The organism is Mesorhizobium sp. WSM4807, from assembly GCF_055811615.1.
In genome coordinates this window covers 182,139-199,185 of record NZ_JBVVQY010000009.1, presented here as the reverse complement: position 1 = coordinate 199,185, position 17,047 = coordinate 182,139, and the positions used below count along the sequence as shown (strand labels likewise).

At 57.5% G+C, this 17,047-nt stretch carries 19 protein-coding genes and 1 pseudogene; 10 read left to right on the top strand and 10 right to left on the bottom strand.

Going from position 1 to position 17,047, the window contains the following annotated elements; translation table 11 throughout:
• The first annotated feature begins 34 nt into the window (after positions 1-34).
• A complete protein-coding gene (locus AC0L3N_RS14750; RefSeq protein ID WP_473548269.1) occupies positions 35-1,036 on the top strand; it encodes a hypothetical protein in 1,002 nt (333 codons plus the stop codon).
• 301 nt (positions 1,037-1,337) lie between these two features.
• Here the strand turns inward: AC0L3N_RS14750 and AC0L3N_RS14745 are convergent, their stop codons facing one another.
• Positions 1,338-1,571, bottom strand: a complete 234-nt coding sequence (locus AC0L3N_RS14745; protein WP_473548268.1) for a hypothetical protein — start codon at positions 1,569-1,571, stop codon at positions 1,338-1,340.
• Positions 1,572-1,869: 298 nt separating this feature from the next.
• Here AC0L3N_RS14745 and AC0L3N_RS14740 point away from each other — a divergent pair, with 298 nt between their 5' ends.
• Positions 1,870-2,844: an MrcB family domain-containing protein gene (locus AC0L3N_RS14740; RefSeq protein ID WP_473548266.1), complete on the top strand. Its 975-nt coding sequence runs from the start codon at positions 1,870-1,872 to the stop codon at positions 2,842-2,844.
• 7 nt (positions 2,845-2,851) lie between these two features.
• Here the strand turns inward: AC0L3N_RS14740 and AC0L3N_RS14735 are convergent, their stop codons facing one another.
• The 3 genes from AC0L3N_RS14735 to AC0L3N_RS14725 all read right to left on the bottom strand — a co-directional run bounded on the left by AC0L3N_RS14735 (position 2,852) and on the right by AC0L3N_RS14725 (position 5,079).
• Positions 2,852-3,526 (bottom strand): hypothetical protein, encoded by a 675-nt coding sequence (locus AC0L3N_RS14735; protein WP_473548265.1) that lies wholly within the window; start codon positions 3,524-3,526, stop codon positions 2,852-2,854.
• Between the two features lie 779 nt (positions 3,527-4,305).
• A complete protein-coding gene (locus AC0L3N_RS14730; protein WP_473548264.1) occupies positions 4,306-4,497 on the bottom strand; it encodes a hypothetical protein in 192 nt (63 codons plus the stop codon).
• Between the two features lie 21 nt (positions 4,498-4,518).
• Entirely contained in the window at positions 4,519-5,079 is a 561-nt protein-coding gene (locus tag AC0L3N_RS14725; protein ID WP_473548262.1) for a recombinase family protein, read from the bottom strand.
• Between the two features lie 122 nt (positions 5,080-5,201).
• Here AC0L3N_RS14725 and AC0L3N_RS14720 point away from each other — a divergent pair, with 122 nt between their 5' ends.
• Positions 5,202-6,959, top strand: coding sequence for an ATP-dependent nuclease (locus AC0L3N_RS14720; RefSeq protein ID WP_473548261.1), 1,758 nt, complete (start codon positions 5,202-5,204; stop codon positions 6,957-6,959).
• A gap of 66 nt (positions 6,960-7,025) precedes the next feature.
• Here AC0L3N_RS14720 and AC0L3N_RS14715 read toward each other — a convergent pair whose 3' ends face one another.
• The 3 genes and pseudogenes from AC0L3N_RS14715 to gshB all read right to left on the bottom strand — a co-directional run bounded on the left by AC0L3N_RS14715 (position 7,026) and on the right by gshB (position 9,682).
• Positions 7,026-7,781: a hypothetical protein gene (locus tag AC0L3N_RS14715; RefSeq protein ID WP_473548259.1), complete on the bottom strand. Its 756-nt coding sequence runs from the start codon at positions 7,779-7,781 to the stop codon at positions 7,026-7,028.
• 124 nt (positions 7,782-7,905) lie between these two features.
• Positions 7,906-8,559, bottom strand: a pseudogene (locus AC0L3N_RS14710) (magnesium chelatase domain-containing protein); the annotation flags it as partial.
• 181 nt (positions 8,560-8,740) lie between these two features.
• A complete protein-coding gene (gshB, locus tag AC0L3N_RS14705) occupies positions 8,741-9,682 on the bottom strand; it encodes a glutathione synthase (protein WP_473548258.1) in 942 nt (313 codons plus the stop codon).
• Between the two features lie 395 nt (positions 9,683-10,077).
• On the opposite strand from gshB, the gene AC0L3N_RS14700 reads away from it, so the two are divergent.
• From AC0L3N_RS14700 to AC0L3N_RS14670, 7 genes are all read left to right on the top strand, one after another.
• Entirely contained in the window at positions 10,078-10,845 is a 768-nt protein-coding gene (locus AC0L3N_RS14700; protein WP_473548257.1) for an SDR family NAD(P)-dependent oxidoreductase, read from the top strand.
• Positions 10,842-11,798 (top strand): 2-dehydro-3-deoxygalactonokinase, encoded by a 957-nt coding sequence (locus AC0L3N_RS14695; protein WP_473548256.1) that lies wholly within the window; start codon positions 10,842-10,844, stop codon positions 11,796-11,798. The genes AC0L3N_RS14700 and AC0L3N_RS14695 overlap by 4 nt, the downstream gene beginning before the upstream one ends.
• Complete coding sequence (locus tag AC0L3N_RS14690) at positions 11,795-12,436, top strand: 2-dehydro-3-deoxy-6-phosphogalactonate aldolase (RefSeq protein WP_473548255.1); 642 nt, start codon at positions 11,795-11,797, stop codon at positions 12,434-12,436. Before AC0L3N_RS14695 ends, AC0L3N_RS14690 begins: the two co-directional genes overlap by 4 nt.
• Complete coding sequence (locus AC0L3N_RS14685; protein WP_473548254.1) at positions 12,433-13,314, top strand: SMP-30/gluconolactonase/LRE family protein; 882 nt, start codon at positions 12,433-12,435, stop codon at positions 13,312-13,314. Before AC0L3N_RS14690 ends, AC0L3N_RS14685 begins: the two co-directional genes overlap by 4 nt.
• 176 nt (positions 13,315-13,490) lie before the next feature.
• The gene (locus tag AC0L3N_RS14680) at positions 13,491-14,546 is read left to right on the top strand and encodes a D-alanine--D-alanine ligase family protein (protein WP_473548253.1); all 1,056 of its coding nucleotides are present in this window, start codon (positions 13,491-13,493) and stop codon (positions 14,544-14,546) included.
• A gap of 223 nt (positions 14,547-14,769) precedes the next feature.
• On the top strand, positions 14,770-14,916 hold the full coding sequence (locus tag AC0L3N_RS14675; RefSeq protein ID WP_473548314.1) for a hypothetical protein: 147 nt from the start codon (positions 14,770-14,772) through the stop codon (positions 14,914-14,916).
• 165 nt (positions 14,917-15,081) lie between these two features.
• Positions 15,082-15,312: a cupin domain-containing protein gene (locus tag AC0L3N_RS14670; RefSeq protein WP_473548252.1), complete on the top strand. Its 231-nt coding sequence runs from the start codon at positions 15,082-15,084 to the stop codon at positions 15,310-15,312.
• Positions 15,313-15,335: 23 nt separating this feature from the next.
• Here the strand turns inward: AC0L3N_RS14670 and AC0L3N_RS14665 are convergent, their stop codons facing one another.
• From AC0L3N_RS14665 to AC0L3N_RS14655, 3 genes are read right to left on the bottom strand one after another with little or no spacing between them, the layout of a single operon-like run.
• Complete coding sequence (locus tag AC0L3N_RS14665) at positions 15,336-15,623, bottom strand: DUF1330 domain-containing protein (RefSeq protein ID WP_473548251.1); 288 nt, start codon at positions 15,621-15,623, stop codon at positions 15,336-15,338.
• Positions 15,624-15,640: 17 nt separating this feature from the next.
• Complete coding sequence (gene pyrF, locus AC0L3N_RS14660; RefSeq protein ID WP_473548310.1) at positions 15,641-16,324, bottom strand: orotidine-5'-phosphate decarboxylase; 684 nt, start codon at positions 16,322-16,324, stop codon at positions 15,641-15,643.
• A 20-nt stretch (positions 16,325-16,344) separates the two neighbouring features.
• Positions 16,345-16,941, bottom strand: coding sequence for an NADPH-dependent FMN reductase (locus AC0L3N_RS14655; RefSeq protein ID WP_473548250.1), 597 nt, complete (start codon positions 16,939-16,941; stop codon positions 16,345-16,347).
• Between the last annotated feature and the right edge of the window lie 106 nt (positions 16,942-17,047).

Genomic DNA, 17,047 nt, shown 5'->3' with positions numbered 1-17,047 from the left:
TGTCAAAGATCCATTTTGGAGGAATGAGAGCGGTATGAAGGATCAGGACGACGCCCATGGATCGGCCTTCAATCCGAGCGTCCAAGAAATTCGTCGATTTCCAAAGCCATTGTCTATGAACACCGAAATGCCACGGCTTTGGCGTAGTGAATATCTAAAAAATCGCTACTTACTTGGGAAATCGATGGAGTACCTCGAAAGTAGGATATGTGATGTTTTCGACAACATTATGGTACTGGATTGGGAGACTGGGAAATATAAGCCAGACGCAACAATCGATGATGGAATATACTACGCTTTGCCGCAGTTGGATTTTCTGAGAATGCTGATAGAGGTGACGTACGAAGGCGAGCTTAGGGGGCAAAGAATAGAAAAAGCAAACAACAAGCGGAAATTGGTTGATGCGGAGAAGATTCTTCTTAATCAGCCGTGGGCTGTTAAACCAGAATTTCGAAGCTCAAATAAATTCTTCTCTACTACCTATCGAAATCCAGAAACAATATTCCGGTTCTCAGCCAAGGCGCACAACAGTGCGCTCCTTGACAGTGGGCAGCTTCGATTTGGGCCTTCACTGGCGTATGCCGACGGCGCTCTTCTTCCTGCCCAATTTGACAATGAAAACCAAGTCCATGTCAGCAATGGAGGCTATTATGAACTTAATGCTGAATTTTGGGTTTGTTCGTTTTCCTGCATCTATGAACTAAGGATGTATGCCGAGTTCGAGGCAGACAGTTGCATTATTATTCGAGATGTTGCGGAATTTAAAAGACGTATCGTCAAAAGCATATACAAGCACAACGTAGAGAACCCCAGCGATGTGATTGCTCAGGCCAATTTTTCCCCGGTGGTATATTATGACCCTTGCAAGCTGATTGATGTCGAAACTCCTGCGGAGGTCCATTTCATGAAGCATTTCCGATACGCTTATCAACGAGAGTTTCGGGCTATCTTGGCTCCAAAAAAAACTCGCCCATCAACAGCAGTTTTCCTTAATCTTGGTCCGCTGACTGACATAGCGGAATTAGTCTCGGCCTAGACAGTGGCCGGAACGCCCCCGCCTAACTTGGAAGTTCGAATGCGCTGTCATGCAGAACCCATTTTGCATGGTACTTCGATGCGTAGCGCACCGTGTTGACGAGGTGTTCGGGCGCCTCTTCCGCTGCCAATCTGTCTCAGTCGACCTGACTTCTCGGGCCATCGCTCAAAGCCCTTTACGAGGGCCGTAGGGACGCAACAGACGGCATGCCTGTTGGCATGGATATGAAGACTGTCATTCGCATCCTAGCCGGCAGACTAGCTGACGGGGGCAGGCATGAGAGCGGATCAAGAGCATATTCCTATGCGCCGGGCTCGCTGAACCCACGCCAAATCCAGTCAATTATTACCCAAACGATTGCCGCAGCAACCAGAAGCAACAGAAACTCCATGGTCGCAATTTGCATGGCTCTTGCCCGCATTTCCCTCGTTGGTGCCGTCATGCCAATGGTGAGCAGTGGCCGTATCACCAGCGCCAATTCGGCTGCTACCACGCCGATAATGTAAATCCGCTTGAAACCCTGCCTGATGTTCATGAAACTGCCCCTCATTGAATCAGGACAGCTTACACCAGCGGTCATATCAGTGGATAGGTGCAGCAGCACAGGCTGGTGTGTGCTGGTACGCTACTGGTTGCTATGGGGGATGGGTGGATAAGGAAGCTGGTGCCCAACGATGCTGAACAGGCCGTGCTTGCACAGATGCTGGCAAGCGGCTCACCGCTTGTAGTCTAGGATGGCGTGGGTGACCGGCTGAAGGGGTATTTGGTCGAACGGTAGAAGTTCGGACAATAATCAGCTACCGATGTCGTCCGGAAGAGTGGGGGACTAGATCGTGGCAACGGTTCGGGCGGCAATAGATCGTGTTCTAACTGAGTATGGTGCCGCTTCAGCGGCGGACAATCCAAAAGGCCACCCTCTGGCCGATTTCATAAGACATGAAGCGAGGGATGCTGTGGCGTCCCATGTTCCGGATAGTCGTGACATTGCGGTCAAAGGGAGCGCCGGTCAGGGGAACTGGGCGGCGATTCCTTGGATAGCTCTATTTCACAAACTCGTCACCGGCACGGCGACGCATGGCTACTACCCAGTCCTGTTGTTCGACCCGCACGATCAGATTGCTTATCTGTCGCTAAATCAAGGCACGACCGCTATCCAAACCGAATTCGGAAGGGGATATGTGAAGGTGCTGAGTACACGGGCCGAATTAATCCGTCGGAAAATTCCAGAGGCGCTAGCCCGTTTTCCTGAAACTGAGATTACCTTGCATGGAAATGGCACTCTGCCTGCCGGATACGAGGCGGGTCATGCGTGCGGACGCTCATACACGCTGACTAACCTCCCGACTGAAGCGGCGCTAGCGGCTGACATAGCGGACATGATCAATTTCTATCGGATCTTAGTTTTCCGAGGCGGAATAGATGCAGTTTACGACAGTCCGGACGAGGGAGGCCCGGGGGATGACTCCACGATCCTTGAGAAGCGGCAATACAGTATGCATCGCCGGATCGAGCGGAACCCAGTTGCCGCCGCAAAAGCAAAAAAACATCATGGGGCCCGCTGTCAGGCCTGTCGAATTTCGTTTGGCGAAATCTATGGCTACCTTGGAGACGGCTACATCGAAGCCCACCACTTGCGGCCACTCTCGGATTTGAAAGAGGGTGAGGTTGCATCTTATGACGTGGCAACAGATTTTGCGGTCCTCTGTGCCAACTGTCATCGAATGGTACATCGACTCGAAGACGTGAGCGACATAGCCAAGCTCAAGGTCCTTCTGGCCAATCCGAGTGCGGCGCCGTCATCCACTTAATGCCGGTCTAGGGTGATGGTGTCCCTGACATTGTCTGATCGAACCCCACCATAATTATCGAATCGATTGGATAATCCGCACCTACATTTTTCAGCGCATAGCTTGCGACGGCTTCCTTCGATTTCGCTCGTTCGACTTTGCACGTGATAGCGACGCCGAAATGGCGATTCCCTATGTTCGTCCAAAAATCGGTCGTGGCCTGCTCGAAACGGGCTTCCTCGTGGCAGGGGATCGCCAGTAGGCAGTGATAGTGCAAGAAGGTGGCATCGACACCATTCTTCTTGATTGTCTCACAGACGCCCAACGCAGGCAGGTTTCCTCGGCCACTAAACTTTCTGCGCATCGCAGAAAAATAGGCTTTGACCAATCGTTCTCCTGTCGGGCTATCGCTTTCGAAAAGGACGAACCGTTTTGTCGGCGTCGTGGCACCTTTGGTTCCTCCGGAAAGTTGCCTATAAGCGGATTCCGGATCATTGGCCGGGACGAACGAAATTGTGACAAACTGGTTCAGATCATGTTTTTGGGTTTCGTGCAGGATGAGTTCCCGGACCACTTGGGTGCCGTACCTGACTAAATAATCGTTGATGATCCGCCGAGCCAGAGCACTGGTGTTGAGTGAAGATCGTTTGGCGAGAACACCGAGAGCATGGTGAGTGGCTTGCTCCAATCGGATACTAAACATCCAGCTTCGATTCCGGATTGGGAGATTGAAGCATAAAAAGTATGGATAGGTTCATTTCGAATAGAACCTGTGACAGCTTGAAGTTCGCAATCTCATATCTGTCTGGTCTTGTTGAGGATAAAAATTCCATATATATGATTCTGTACTCTTCTCTGTACCCGTCGAGAATTGGTTTTATAGAATTTGGTTTTTGAATGTTATTGAAATTTAATATTCTGTCTATTTCTTCGTCATCCATTTTGGTATTAGTCTTTCCTGTTGTTAGATATAGTTATGATGTTGTTGGCTTTTGCCGTTCAAAAAAATTCATGATGAATGTGCTTAGCACGTGGTGATAATAAAAAAGGTTGCCTTATACGCTTAGCGGGTCAGCAAATATCCTGTATTACGCATCACTTATTTTTATTTATTCATCAAAGAGCAAAGAATAATGAAATATTATTGCTTTCTTTGGTCGAGTATAGAAACAATATTTCGCCATTAGAAAGATAGGCACGTACTTACAACGTGCCGAACACCGTTGAGTGCTCCGGTCTTGGATGGGCATAGTCGCTGTCCGACGAAGGGGAGCTGCGCCTTGATCTAGGTCGGATGTCCCGTTGCGTATGATGGGGGCAGACGAAGGTTCTGGCTGGTATAAGTGGCAGGCGCCCAATGTGTCCTGCTTGGACAGTGGCGACAGAACCTTGTTCCGATTTTCCAAGTGCGCACATCGAGCGCCTAATCCCATCGCCACCAGCCACGCTACATTCCGACAATTGCCGCTGTCCCTGACTTCATCAGCGGTGTTCATTGTCATTTACACCGTGGGGAGGCATTACCCCTGATGACCTGCGTTTCTCGCTGGCGAGATATTTGTCGAAAGCGTCCACCAAATGTTCAAAGCGCTCGACGCCATCCCTTTCGTCAAGTTCAGCCAGCGTGAATCCGGGAATCGCCTTTCGTTTGGCCTTGGTTGATTTGCTGTTCATTTTTAGTCCGGCTTTGGCTTTCTATTGGACCGGGGCGTCGGCGATGATCCGGTAAACCGAGGAGCGACCGACTCCGGTTGCCATGGCGATTTCGGATGCGCCTTGCCCGGCCCGATGCAACTCCATGATCTGGTGCGCCTTGCGGCGTGCGGTTGGTGCTCTGCCCCTGAACTTATTTTCAGCCTTCGCCTTGGCGATGCCCTCACGCTGTCGTGCCAGCATGATTTCACGTTCGAACTGGGCAATCGATCCGACGAGGTTCATCAGCAGCCGACCGGTCGGCGAGGTCGTATCAATCGCCATGTCCAAAATCTTCAGACCGACGTGCTTGGCTTCCAGACGGGCAACGATCTGACTTAGGTCGGAAACCGAGCGGGCGAGGCGATCCAGTCGGGTAACAACGAGAACATCCTTTTCCCGGACGAAATCGATTGCCCGTTCAAGCTCCGGACGATTGGAATTGACCGAGGACACCTGTTCGCTGAAAACCTTGTCACACCCCTGCAATTTCAAGTCCCGAAATTGCGCCTCATAGCCGGCCTGCTGCTCAACAGTGCTGGTTCTAGCGTAGCCCACAAACATGCCGTATCCTTCCCAATAGACTCTAAGAAATTGTGGGACAAAATTCCCAAAATGTCAATACAACCCTTGTGGGGCACGGATGGTCGGATACAGTCATTCCCATAAGAGCAGGGGTTAGCGGGATGTTGAGACTACCAATCTATGGCTTTCGAATTGAAGGCTTTCGAAGCATATATCGAGACGTTCAAGAGATCGGTCCGTTTGAAAAGATCAATATATTTATTGGTCAGAATAATTCCGGAAAATCGAATGTCATTCGCTACATAAGTCGGTACGTAGCTGCAGCCTTGTCAGGCAAGAATCCCACGATTTCACCGACCGATATGCCACGCAGTGGGTATACACCTTCAGGGGTTTTTTGGATGCTATTTCCTATCAACAAGACGCTTATCGAGGAGACCCTAGAAGCCAAAAGAGTCCATTTCGCCGACCACATCGTTAGCGTATTGGCCGAACTGTCGACGGTGGCAAACAATGGAGAAATGGTCTGGCTGCCGGTAGCGGAGAAAGGAGATGAGATTTACAGAGATGTCGCCCTCATAAGGTCGATGGCTGGGCAATTGAATGACGAAAAATTGCGGAAGATATATAATCTTTGGTCGGGTCTAACCCATGGCAGCGGTGGGGGTATTGATGATTGGCTTCCGGCGATTTTACAAAAATTCGTAAAACCGTTCTTTCGACCGACGGATGTTAAGGTCATCCAAGCCTTGCGACGGATTGACACTAGACTAGAAGAGTTTCGATCAGAGTTCGGAGCTTCGGCGGGCCATGATGAGATTATAGACACCCTAGCGGCCCTAGCTAGTCCGCCTTGGGACAAGCAGGAGGATCGCCTTCGGTTTGCGTCAATTGAGCGGTTCATAAATACCATCCTGTCTAGGACGGACGTGAGGGTGGAAATTCCTCACGATAAATCAACCATAAATATCAACATGGATGGGCGGGTACTGCCCGTTGAGGCGCTTGGAACAGGCCTTCATCAAATCATTCTAATGGCTGCCAACGTTATCTCTGTGTCCAATTCAATAGTTTGCATTGAAGAGCCGGAGCTTCATTTGCATCCCGAGCTTCAACGGCAGTTTATGAGATTCTTGCAAGCGGAGACGACCAACCAATATTTTATCACAACCCATTCGGCACACGTGATGGATGCGGCCGATGCGGCAGTCTTTAGCGTCGAGCTGAAGGAAGGGAGCACGTACTTCCGGCGTGCGATTAGTCGGCAGTCCAGACGTGCGATTTGTGACGACCTTGGCTATCGTCCCAGCGACCTTTTACAGAGCAATTGTATCGTTTGGGTCGAAGGGCCTTCTGACCGACTCTATCTGAACCACTGGATCTCCAATAAAGATCCCATGTTGGTTGAAGGTATTCATTACTCCATCATGTTTTACGGCGGCCGCCTTCTAAGTCATTTAAAGGTGGAGGACAGTGAGTTCGGCGAATTCATTCAGTTGCTGCCGATTAATCGCTTCCCTTGCATTTTGATTGACAGCGACAAGCGATCAAAGCACGCAAAAATAAACGAGACAAAGAAGCGCATTGTTCATGAGTTTGCGGGTGTTTCAGGCTTTAGCTGGGTCACCAAAGGGAAGGAAATCGAGAATTATCTCTCCGATGAAACGAGAGATAGTGTTTCGAAATTGATCCACGTCGGCTCTGTCGGGGCAACCTACAAGGGTGACGACTATGCGAATGGTTTGGCCTACACGGGATCAAAAGGGATAGTCGTCGAAAAAGTTGATAAGATCAAATTTGCAAAGGCGGCATTGGCACACGAAACCGATTGGTCTCGGCTTGATTTAGAAGAGCGGGTTGGTCAACTCGTAAAGTTCATCAAGAAAGCGAACCGCATAATTCATGAGAGTACTGGATAGGCATGAGAATCATGTCGCCCATTCCCGGCGAAACGCAGGAGCGTTCAGCGCCTTAGCGGCGACAAACTAGGCAGATCTTTGGGCCTCTTTGGCTCGGAGAATGGCAAGAAACTCTTCGGTTGGTTGACCATCAGATTCGTTAAAGTCGGCAGCATCGAAGCTGAATTTAATGCAGAATACGACAACATTAAATGCGGCAAATAACAGCAATAGTGAAGTGATGCAAGAGAAGAACACGTCTGCATTGGTGCTGTTGTTGCTTAATACCGTCCAAATCTGATAACCGCAGACCACAGCCGGATAGATTACTATTACTAGAAACTGACAAATAGCGAAAAAAATCATTAGCTGCATTGTGATGTGCTGGGGCCGCCTTGATTTTGGACCATAGTATCTTGGCGTCAAAGGATCGATCCACAGATTGAATGCGGTCTTGTGTAGAAGGAATAGCGGGAACGAAAACATGCCCACCTTCGATCCAATCGATGAGATGTAGCGGTCTAAGACAATCTGATCCAGCAGCACATATATCGTACCGACCAATCTGGCTGCCACTAGCATGGCAAGTGCCGATGCAAATTCAGGCGAGATTCTGACGGAAGCGCCGAGGAAGGTGACGCTTCCGCTCACATTGGCAAAGAACGCCAGAACCGTGGCCAACAGGAATAAACTGGATGACACTTTTGCTAGTCGCTGGCTGATTTCATTGCGTCGTTCGGCAAGCCCCTCCAAAAACTTCTCCGACAGAAAATGGCCCCCCATTTTGCCGTCAATGTAATTCTCCAGTGTTAAGGCGGATCTTCCGATCAGTGACAGTTTCATTTGGTTCCCTATGGCCATTCCGGCCTGTATGCTCACTTTGGTCAGGATAGGAATAGCTACGCACAACAGGTCGTCCCGCTCCGCCTTGGCGCTCCAGCCTGCGATACGTCTCCAAAATAACAATTGGCCACAACCTCAGCAGATTGTGGCCGCCGGCTGCCGCCACTTCCAGTGCTCGCTTGGCGGTCTCCTGGCCCTTGATGTCGGCGAGATCCGGCAGGTCGCGCGCCGAGGCATGGATGCCGGCTTCCGGCCGCGACAGCACCTGCGTGCCGCGAAAATGATTGGCGATGGCGATCAGGCTGCGTGGCGCCAGGATGTCGAAATCCTTGCCGGCCCACGCCGCTTCCGGGCCGCAGGCGAAAGGACAGATCAGGCCCTTGCCTTCGGCATTGGCTCCGATCGCCGCCGGCAGCGCGCCGGCCACCGCGGCGATGGTGCCGTCGAGCGACAGCTCGCCAAGCACGACATAGCCGGACAGCATGTCGCCTGGAATGGCGCCCAATGCCGCCATCAGGCCGAGCGCGATCGGCAAATCGTAATGGCTGCCTTCCTTGGGCAGGTCAGCCGGCGCCAGGTTAACCGTGACCTTCTTGGACGGCATCGACAGGCCCGACGCATGCAGCGCTGCCTGAACCCGCTCGCGGCTTTCGGCCACCGCCTTGTCGCCGAGGCCGACGATGTGCATGTTGACCTTGCCCGGCGCGATCATCACCTGCACGTCGACCGGCACGGCCTCAATGCCTTGGAAAGCGACCGTGCGAACCCTTGCCACCATTTTTTGTCCCCGGACATGGGCTCGCCCGAAGCCCATGCGATCATGCCGCGAACGGCGTTTACCAGAAACAACCACAGATTTCACGCGAAGGCAAGAACATTACGGGAACAATTGGACGCTACAATCTGATGGCGTCGCGGCGCTAACGGGTCGGAAAAACACTGTTGCGCAAAGCGTGCGCTTACTTGCGTTTGTCCTCGACCGCATCCCAGAACAGGCTCGCAATATCGGCGCCACCAAAACGCTGCACCTCGCGCACGCCGGTCGGCGACGTCACGTTGATCTCGGTCATGTAGTCGCCGATCACGTCGATGCCGACGAGGATAAAGCCGCGCTCCTTCAGCGACGGGCCGATGCGGGCGCAGATCTCGCGTTCGCGCTCCGTCAATTCGGTTTTTTCGGCGCGGCCGCCGACATGCATGTTGGAGCGTGAATCAGTCTCGGCCGGCACCCGGTTGATGGCGCCGACCGGCTCACCGTCGATCAGGATGATGCGCTTGTCGCCGGCGCGCACCTCCTTCAGATAGCGCTGCACGATGTAAGGCTCGCGGAACAACTGCCCGAACATCTCGAGCAGCGAGGCAAGGTTGCGGTCGGCCTCGTGCAGGTGGAAGATGCCGGCGCCGCCATTGCCGTAGAGCGGCTTGACGATGATGTCGCCGAGCTCCTTGCGGAAGGCGGCGACCTCCAGCGGGTCCTTGGTGATCAGCGTTTCCGGCATCAGGTCGGGAAATTCGGTGACGAAGATCTTTTCCGGGCTGTTGCGCACCCAGGCCGGGTCGTTGACCACCAGCGTCCGGGGATGGATGCGCTCAAGGATATGCGTGGAGGTGATGTAGTTCATGTCGAACGGCGGATCCTGCCTGAGCAGGATGACGTCCATCTCCGACAGGTCGGTGCGGACTTCTTCGCCGAGCGAATAGTGATTGCCCTTCTCATCGCGGACCTGCATTGCCTCGATGCGGGCAAACACCTTGCCGCCGCGCAGCAACAGTCGATCGGGCGTATAATGGAAGAGCTGATGGCCGCGCCGCTGCGCTTCCAGCGACAGCGCGAAAGACGTGTCGCCGGCAATCGAGACGGTGGAGATGTGGTCCATCTGGACGGCGATTTTCAGAGGCATGGCGGATCTCCGGCGGATCGTATGGCTGCTTGCCTGTACAACCTCGCCGGTCATCTGCCAATCGCGACATTTGAGGATTGCCTGCTGCAAGCAGGGCGTGTGTCGGTCAGTTGCAGACAAAGCGAGGCTGTGCGTGCGCTCGATGCCTTCGTGGGTTGGCCGCGCTGCGAGGACGCGTAGTGGGGCGTGATCGTCTTTTTGTCTGACATAAGCCTCCGGAATCCGTTTTTCTCCCTTGCTCCCCCGACCGGGCTGGCTAGGATGCGCGCCGACTGAGCCTACAGCGCCGCGCGTCCTTTTTGGACGCGCAAAGGACGCTGTAGCACTTTGATTTTGCGCATGATCCTTTCCGAAAATCGAAACCGATTTTCGGGGCCATGCGCAGGGAGAAAAAGATGATGCCATCGGCGCGCTTTGACGACCTTGAAGGTGCATCGGTGCTGATCACCGGCGGCGGTTCCGGCATCGGCGCGGCGCTGACCGAGGGTTTTGCCCGCCAGGGAGCGAAGGTCGCCTTCATCGACATCGCCGATGGCCCGAGCCTGGCGCTGGCCGACCGCATCGAGAAGGATCTTGGCCGGCGGCCCCTCTATCTCAAGACGGACATACGCGACATCGAGGCGCTGCGGGCTTCAGCCGCCAAGGCGGCCGAAGCCCATGGCGACGTTACGGTGCTGATCAACAATGCGGCAGTTGACGATCGCCACGCGGTGGAGGATGTCACCGTGGAGTTCTGGGACAACAACCAGGCGGTCAACCTGCGTCCGCATTTCTTCACCGCCCAGGCGGTAGCGCCGGGCATGAAGCGCGCCGGCGGCGGCTCGATCATCAACTTCACGTCGACATCGTTTCTGATCAACCACCCCGATATGCCGGCCTATACCGCGGCCAAGGCCGGCATCGTCGGCCTGACCAAGGGGCTTGCCGGCAAGCTCGGCGCCGACGGCATTCGCGTCAATGCGATCGCACCCGGCTGGGTGATCACCAAGCGGCAGAAGGAGCTCTGGGTCACCGAACAGGCGCTCGCCGCCCATATTGCCAAGCAATGCATCAAGCAGGTGATGCAGCCGGAAGACATTGTCGGCACGGTGCTGTTCCTGGCGTCGGACGCTTCGCGGATGCTGACCGCGCAGATGCTGATCGTCGATGGGGGCTTCCTGTGAGCCCGGGAGTTCCGAGCAAAGCGCCTTCTGTCGCCGCCGTCGACTGGGGCACGACCCGTCTCAGGGTCTGGCTGGTCGATGAGGCCGGAAAAATCCTTGCCGAGCGTCGCGGCGACGACGGGCTGATCACCGCGCAAGCCGCCGGTTTTTCGACCATCCTCGAAGCACATCTGGCGGCGGTGGGCGCGCCGGAAGCGATGCCCGTCATCATCTGCGGCATGGCCGGATCGCGCCAGGGCTGGCTGGAGGCGCCCTATGTCACCGTGCCGGCGCCGATCGGTGCCATCCTTGCCGGCGCTGCGCGCGTCCCCGGCCAGCGCCGCGACATCCGCATCGTGCCGGGCCTGGCCCAGCGCCAGGCCGACGCGCCTGACGTCATGCGCGGCGAGGAAACGCAGCTTGCCGGCGCCGGTTTGCCGGCAAAAGCCCGCCATCTCGTCTGCATGCCCGGCACCCATTCGAAATGGGTGCTGGTCGAGGACAGCGCCGTTACCGGTTTCGGGACATGGCCGACCGGCGAGCTGTTTTCGGTGCTGGCGGCGCATTCGATCCTGCGCCATTTGCTGGGCGAGCAGCCACAGCCGGTTGCATCAGGCAATCCGTTTTTTCAGCGCTGGTGCGAGCAAGCGCTGGCCGAGGGCGGCGATGTCACGTCGAGGCTGTTCTCGATCCGCGCTGCCGGCCTGCTGCAGGACCTGAAGCCCGGCGATGCCGCTGCTTGCCTGTCCGGCCTGCTGATCGGCGGCGAGATCGCCTCGGCCAGCCGCCGTTATGGCAAAGGCGGGTCGGTCGTGCTGGTCGCTTCCGGCGCGCTCGGCACGCTCTATGCTGAGGCGCTCGGTCTTGCCGGACTTGCGGTGAGAGCCGTCGATGCCGACGAGGCGGTGCGTGCCGGCCTGATCGAGGCGGCGCGCAAAAATGGCATGATTGCTGGAAGCGGAGTTGCCGCATGACCGAGACCGCACCGTTTCCGAAGCTCGAGCGCGGGCTTGTCGCCATCCTGCGCGGCCTCAAGCCGGACGAGGCGGTGGCCATTGGCCGGGCGATCTTCGAGGCCGGCATCGAAGCGATCGAAGTGCCGCTCAATTCGCCGGACCCGTTTACCTCGATCGCCAGGATTGTTGACGTGCTGCCGGCGACGGCACTGGTCGGCGCCGGGACAGTGCTGACCGCAGCCGATGTCGACGGATTGCACAAGGCCGGCGGGCGGCTGCTGGTCAGCCCCAACATCGGTGCCGAGGTCATGGGCCGGGCGATGCATTACGGCATGGTGACGATGCCCGGCGTGTTCACGCCGACCGAGGCCTTCCAGGCCATCCGGCTCGGTGCCTCGGCGCTGAAATTCTTCCCGGCCAGCGTGCTTGGCGCGGCCGGCATCGCGGCGATGCGCGCCGTTTTGCCGGCTGAGACGCTGGTCGGCGCGGTCGGTGGCGTTTCGGAAAAGGACTTTGCCGGCTACAAGGCATCAGGTGTCAGCATCTTCGGCCTTGGCTCCAGCCTTTTCAAGCCAGGCATGAGCGTCGATGAGGTGGCAACGCGGGCCCAGGCCGCAGTCGCAGCCTGGGATGCGGCGTTTGGAACGGCAGGATGAGCGAAGCCATCGTCTCGGTTTTTTCCGACCATGTCTGCCAGCTCGGCGAAGGCCCGAGCTACGACCCCACCACCGATACGCTCTACTGGTTCGACATCGTCAACGGCCAGCTTTTGGAAAAGCGCCTTTCCGGCGGTACGGTCAAAATCCAAGAGCTTGGCCAGATGGCCAGCGCGATCGCTATCATCGACGACAAAAGACAATTGATCGCCACCGAAACCGGCCTGCATGTCCGCGACGTGGCGACCGGCAAGATGACACTGCATACGACGATCGAGGCCGACAATCCGACGACGCGCTCGAACGATTCGCGCGTCCACCCCTGCGGCGCGTTTTGGGTCGGGACGATGGGCAAGGGCGAGGAAAAGGCCGTAGGCTCGATTTATTGGTTCTACAAGGGAGAGCTGCGCCGGCTCTTTTCGGATATCACCGTGTCGAACTCGATCTGCTTTTCCGAAGATGGAACCGTTGCCCATTACACCGATACCAGCACCGGCCTGTTGATGCGCGTCGCCTGCGATCCAGCGACCGGCCTGCCGGTCGGCGAACCGAAGATCTTCGTCGATCACCGCAAGGCCAAGGGCTATATCGACGGTTCGGTGCTCGATCGCGACAGTGTTCTGTGGAACGCCTGCTGGGGCGGCAGCGTCATCGAAGCCTACGGGCCCGACGGCAAGCTCATCCGATCGGTCGCGATGCCGGTGACGCAGCCGTCTTGCCCGGCCTTTGTCGGCAGGAATGCCGACCGGCTGGCGGTCACCTCCGCCTGGTCGGGCAAGGATGAGAAACAGCGCCTGCTGGATCCGCAAGCCGGCATGACGTTTCTGCTCGATATTCCGGTCAACGGCCGCTTCGAGCCGCGCGTGCTGATCGCCTAGACCATAATCCCGAATCTCCGGTTCGGAAAGATCATGGTCAAACAGGAAGATCGCGCCAGCACTGTCGCGCAGGCGTCCAGCTGACGTCGGTTTTCCGCGAAAGCCGAATGCGTCTGCCGTGCGATGGTAGACAATCGCGCTGCCAGGACCCGTTCATCCCCGGGATCGTGCATCTCATGTCAAGCCGCAGGCCGAAGCTGATCCTTGTATACGAGCCGGAAAAGGCCTGCTTCGACCGGCTGGTCGCCGATGGCCACGTGCCGGCGCGCGCCGCCGAAATCGCCTCCTATCTGGCGCAGTCGACCGACATCGCCCCTGAGTTCGACACGCTGGCGGCAGCCTGCCAGACGCGCGGTCTGTCGTTCGTGCCGGTGGAACTCGACGATGCCGCAAGCGTGCTTGCCGGTGAGGACCCGGACACGACGCTCGTCTGGACGCTGACCGACGGCGTCGCCTATTTCCGCGGTGGCGCGGCACCGGCTTTGGCGAGGCTGAACGGCCTGAAGGCACTCGGCGCCGATGATGCGCTGTTTGCACTGTGCCAGGACAAGTTCCGCTCCGGCGCCGTGCTCGGCGCACTCGGCCTGCCGGTGCCGCAATCCGGTTTGGCCCGCGACGGCCGCTGGCTGGTCGAGCCACCGGCTTCGCCAGCCGGCTGGTTCGTCAAGCCGAACCGGCTCGGCGCCAAAATCGGCATCTGGCCGGATTCGCGCAGCAGCGATCTCGGCCACGCGCTGGAGCTTAGCCGGCGCGTCTTCGCCGCCTATCGCGACGATGTCGTCGTGCAGACCTATGTCGCCGGGCGCAATGCGCGCGCGAGTTTTCTCGGCCTGAAGCCGGACACCGGCGTCGAGGCGCTCGGCATCGCATTGGTCGATTCTGGCGGTGATTTCCAGACCATGGCGGACAGCCTGGCGCTTTACGGCGACACCGGCGAGGTTGCCAGGGCGACGGGAACATATGCCGAGCCGGTGCTGCTGCCGGTCGCCTCGGACCAGCCGCGAGCCGATGCAAGGATCCGACGGATCGCGCAAAGCCTGATGGTCGGGCTCGGCCTGCGGGATGTGTTTTCCATAGACTTCCGGGTCGAAGCTGACGACAGTGTCCATCTCATCGAATTCGAGGTCTGCCCCGGCCTGCCCTGCTTCGATTTCCGCGCTTATTGCCGCACGCGATGGGAGATGGGCCTCGCCGATGCGATGGCCGAGACCGCTGCGAGTCGTATTGGTTGATTGGCGGCGTCTTGAGCAGAAACCCTGCGTGAAGCTGCCCGGACCCATGCAGCCAAGTCCGCCCGCGAAGTGAGCAGCACCCGCGTCGCAGCTGCACCGGCGGCCCAGGATCGGGTCTCGACAAATGGCTTGCGTTCCGACCGGCAGCGACGTGAAGCTGTTGGCGGACGATGAGAAGGCCGATTTCACGCTGACCTGAATCCTATCTGGGAAAATCGCAACAATGGACGTGAAGAAGAACGGCGACGTTTCATTCTGGTATGCCGACATCGGCGGCGTGCCCGGCTATCGACCGCCACTGCAGGGCGATATTGTGGCCGACGTTTGCAAAGGGGCTGCCGCGGACATCGCGGCTGGCCGCCCTGGCTGATCGCATCACCGGCCACTGAACCGCATCACCGCAAGGATTTAGGAATGATCGACTTCAAGACCTTCGCCCACCTGGCGCATATCGACCTGGGTGAGCCCCAGTCGAAACCCACCTCGGTGGAAGGCGATCAGCTGGAAGCAGCCAACATCCTCTGGACTTCGGATGATGGCAAAGTCGAAGTCGGTCTGGGAATGTTCGCAGGGCCGGTTCACCGCGCGCCGAGACACGAATTCCGAGATTTGCCACATCGTCTCCGGCCGCGTGACGCTGCACGGTCCCGACGGCGCGGCCAAAGATGTCGGGGCTGGCGAATTGCTTGTCCTGCCGCTTGGCTGGGAGGGCGAATGGACCATCCATGAGAAAACGCGCAAGCTTTACATCATGCATTCGGTCTGATCGCGGCGGCGGTTGCCGCTGAACTAAACCCCTTCGACCAGCACGATCTCGCCGTCGGCTACTTTCTGGCGGATCGCCACGGCGCGTTGATACTCCGGCGAGTGATAGCAATCGTACGCCGCAGCCAATGACGGAAACTCGATGATCACGTTGCGGTCGCGGCCCGGCCCTTCTGCCTTTTCATGCGCACCGCCTCGTGCCAGGAAAACGGCGCCGAAACGGTCGAAAGCCGGTTTGGCGGCTGTGACATAGTCCTTGTAGCCTTCCGCATCGCGCACATCGACGCGGGCGATCCAGTATCCCTTGGGCATGCTTCTTCTCCGAATTGTTAGGCCGAGCGCATTTCGTCAAGAATAGCTTCCGCGACCGCCCGCCTGTCGGCAGCGCCGACGATCGGCCGGCCGACGACGAGATGACTGGAGCCGTTGCGGATCGCCTGCGCCGGCGTGACCACGCGTTTCTGGTCGCCATGGTCGCTGCCCTTGGGCCGTATCCCCGGCGTGACGACGGCCATGTTGGGCCCGACGATCCGGCGCACCGCTTCCGCTTCCTCGGCCGAGCAGACGATGCCGCCCATGCCGGCATGCAGCGCCTGTTCGGAGCGCCTCAGCACCAGCGTATGCGGGTCATGCTCATAGCCGGCGTCGATCACGTCCTGCTCGTCCATCGAGGTCAGCACGGTGACGCCGAGCAGGCAGAGATCGCTGCCCCTGGCGGCCTCGACCGCTGCCTTCATCGTCTTCGGATAGGCGTGCAGCGTCAGCATAGTCATGCCCATTCTGGCAATGGCCTCGACACCCTTGGCCACCGTGTTGTCGATGTCGAGCAGCTTCATGTCGAGGAAGACCCTGGTGCCGCCGCTGGCGAGCTCGCGGGCGAAATCGAGGCCGCCGGCGAAGGCGAGCTGATAACCGATCTTGTAGAAGGAGACGACCCCGTCGAGCTCACGCACCGCCTTCTCGGCGTCCTTCAGCGTCGGCACGTCGAGGCCGACGATCAGCCTGTCTTGCATGGTGCTGTCGCGTTGCTGGATCACGCCTCGATCCGCGTCGACAGCATGCGCGAGGTTTCGATCAGCGTGCGGCATAGGTGCTCCATCGATCTGTGCAGTTTCTCGTCCCTGAAATTTCCGTCCTCGTCGAAGGCGTTGCCGCCCTCCGGCACGGAGCATTCCGGCGTCACCACCTCCATCTTGCAGCGCACCAGCACGGCGCGCAGATGGTTGATGCAGCGTACCCCGGCGAAATGTCCTTTGGAAGACGAACAAAGGCCGGCGGGCTTGCCGGCGAACGGCCTGAACGACCGCCCGCCATCCATGCGCACCCGGCTCACCCAGTCGATGGTGTTCTTGAGCAGCGGCGGGATCGAGCCGTTATATTCGGGCGTCGCGATCAGCAGCCCATTATGCGCAGCGATCTGCCGGGCAAACTTGATGGCGTTTTCAGGAATGCCTTTCTCCTTTTCCAGGTCCTCGTCGAGGATCGGCAGCGGATAGTCGGCAAGCGAGATGCGGGTCACCTCGGCACCCTGCAGGGCGAGTTCCTTCTGCGCCACATCGGCGGTCCTGCCGCTGTAGGCGCCAGTGCGAATCGAGCCCGCGAAGACGAGAATTTTTGGGATCACTGCCATTGGCCACCCTTGTTCCCGGACAGGTACAGCCAAGGATCGGTCAAATCAACGCACCGGCCCAAAAATCGAAAAAGCGATCTTTGGGGCACATGCGCGAAGGGTGTGT

Excerpts from the sequence above, each read along its gene's own strand:
- gshB (WP_473548258.1), bottom strand. The coding sequence starts at position 9,682 with ATGCCTCTGAAAATCGCCGTCCAGATGGACCACATCTCCACCGTCTCG.
- AC0L3N_RS14725 (WP_473548262.1), bottom strand. The coding sequence starts at position 5,079 with ATGTTTGTGGGCTACGCTAGAACCAGCACTGTTGAGCAGCAGGCCGGC.
- AC0L3N_RS14715 (WP_473548259.1), bottom strand. The coding sequence starts at position 7,781 with ATGAAACTGTCACTGATCGGAAGATCCGCCTTAACACTGGAGAATTAC.
- AC0L3N_RS14665 (WP_473548251.1), bottom strand. The coding sequence starts at position 15,623 with ATGCCCAAGGGATACTGGATCGCCCGCGTCGATGTGCGCGATGCGGAA.
- AC0L3N_RS14670 (WP_473548252.1), top strand. The coding sequence starts at position 15,082 with ATGGCAAAGTCGAAGTCGGTCTGGGAATGTTCGCAGGGCCGGTTCACC.
- AC0L3N_RS14750 (WP_473548269.1), top strand. The coding sequence starts at position 35 with ATGAAGGATCAGGACGACGCCCATGGATCGGCCTTCAATCCGAGCGTC.
- AC0L3N_RS14675 (WP_473548314.1), top strand. The coding sequence starts at position 14,770 with ATGGACGTGAAGAAGAACGGCGACGTTTCATTCTGGTATGCCGACATC.
- AC0L3N_RS14690 (WP_473548255.1), top strand. The coding sequence starts at position 11,795 with ATGACCGAGACCGCACCGTTTCCGAAGCTCGAGCGCGGGCTTGTCGCC.
- pyrF (WP_473548310.1), bottom strand. The coding sequence starts at position 16,324 with ATGCAAGACAGGCTGATCGTCGGCCTCGACGTGCCGACGCTGAAGGAC.
- AC0L3N_RS14745 (WP_473548268.1), bottom strand. The coding sequence starts at position 1,571 with ATGAACATCAGGCAGGGTTTCAAGCGGATTTACATTATCGGCGTGGTA.
- AC0L3N_RS14700 (WP_473548257.1), top strand. The coding sequence starts at position 10,078 with ATGATGCCATCGGCGCGCTTTGACGACCTTGAAGGTGCATCGGTGCTG.
- AC0L3N_RS14720 (WP_473548261.1), top strand. The coding sequence starts at position 5,202 with ATGTTGAGACTACCAATCTATGGCTTTCGAATTGAAGGCTTTCGAAGC.
- AC0L3N_RS14685 (WP_473548254.1), top strand. The coding sequence starts at position 12,433 with ATGAGCGAAGCCATCGTCTCGGTTTTTTCCGACCATGTCTGCCAGCTC.
- AC0L3N_RS14735 (WP_473548265.1), bottom strand. The coding sequence starts at position 3,526 with ATGTTTAGTATCCGATTGGAGCAAGCCACTCACCATGCTCTCGGTGTT.
- AC0L3N_RS14655 (WP_473548250.1), bottom strand. The coding sequence starts at position 16,941 with ATGGCAGTGATCCCAAAAATTCTCGTCTTCGCGGGCTCGATTCGCACT.
- AC0L3N_RS14680 (WP_473548253.1), top strand. The coding sequence starts at position 13,491 with ATGTCAAGCCGCAGGCCGAAGCTGATCCTTGTATACGAGCCGGAAAAG.
- AC0L3N_RS14730 (WP_473548264.1), bottom strand. The coding sequence starts at position 4,497 with ATGAACAGCAAATCAACCAAGGCCAAACGAAAGGCGATTCCCGGATTC.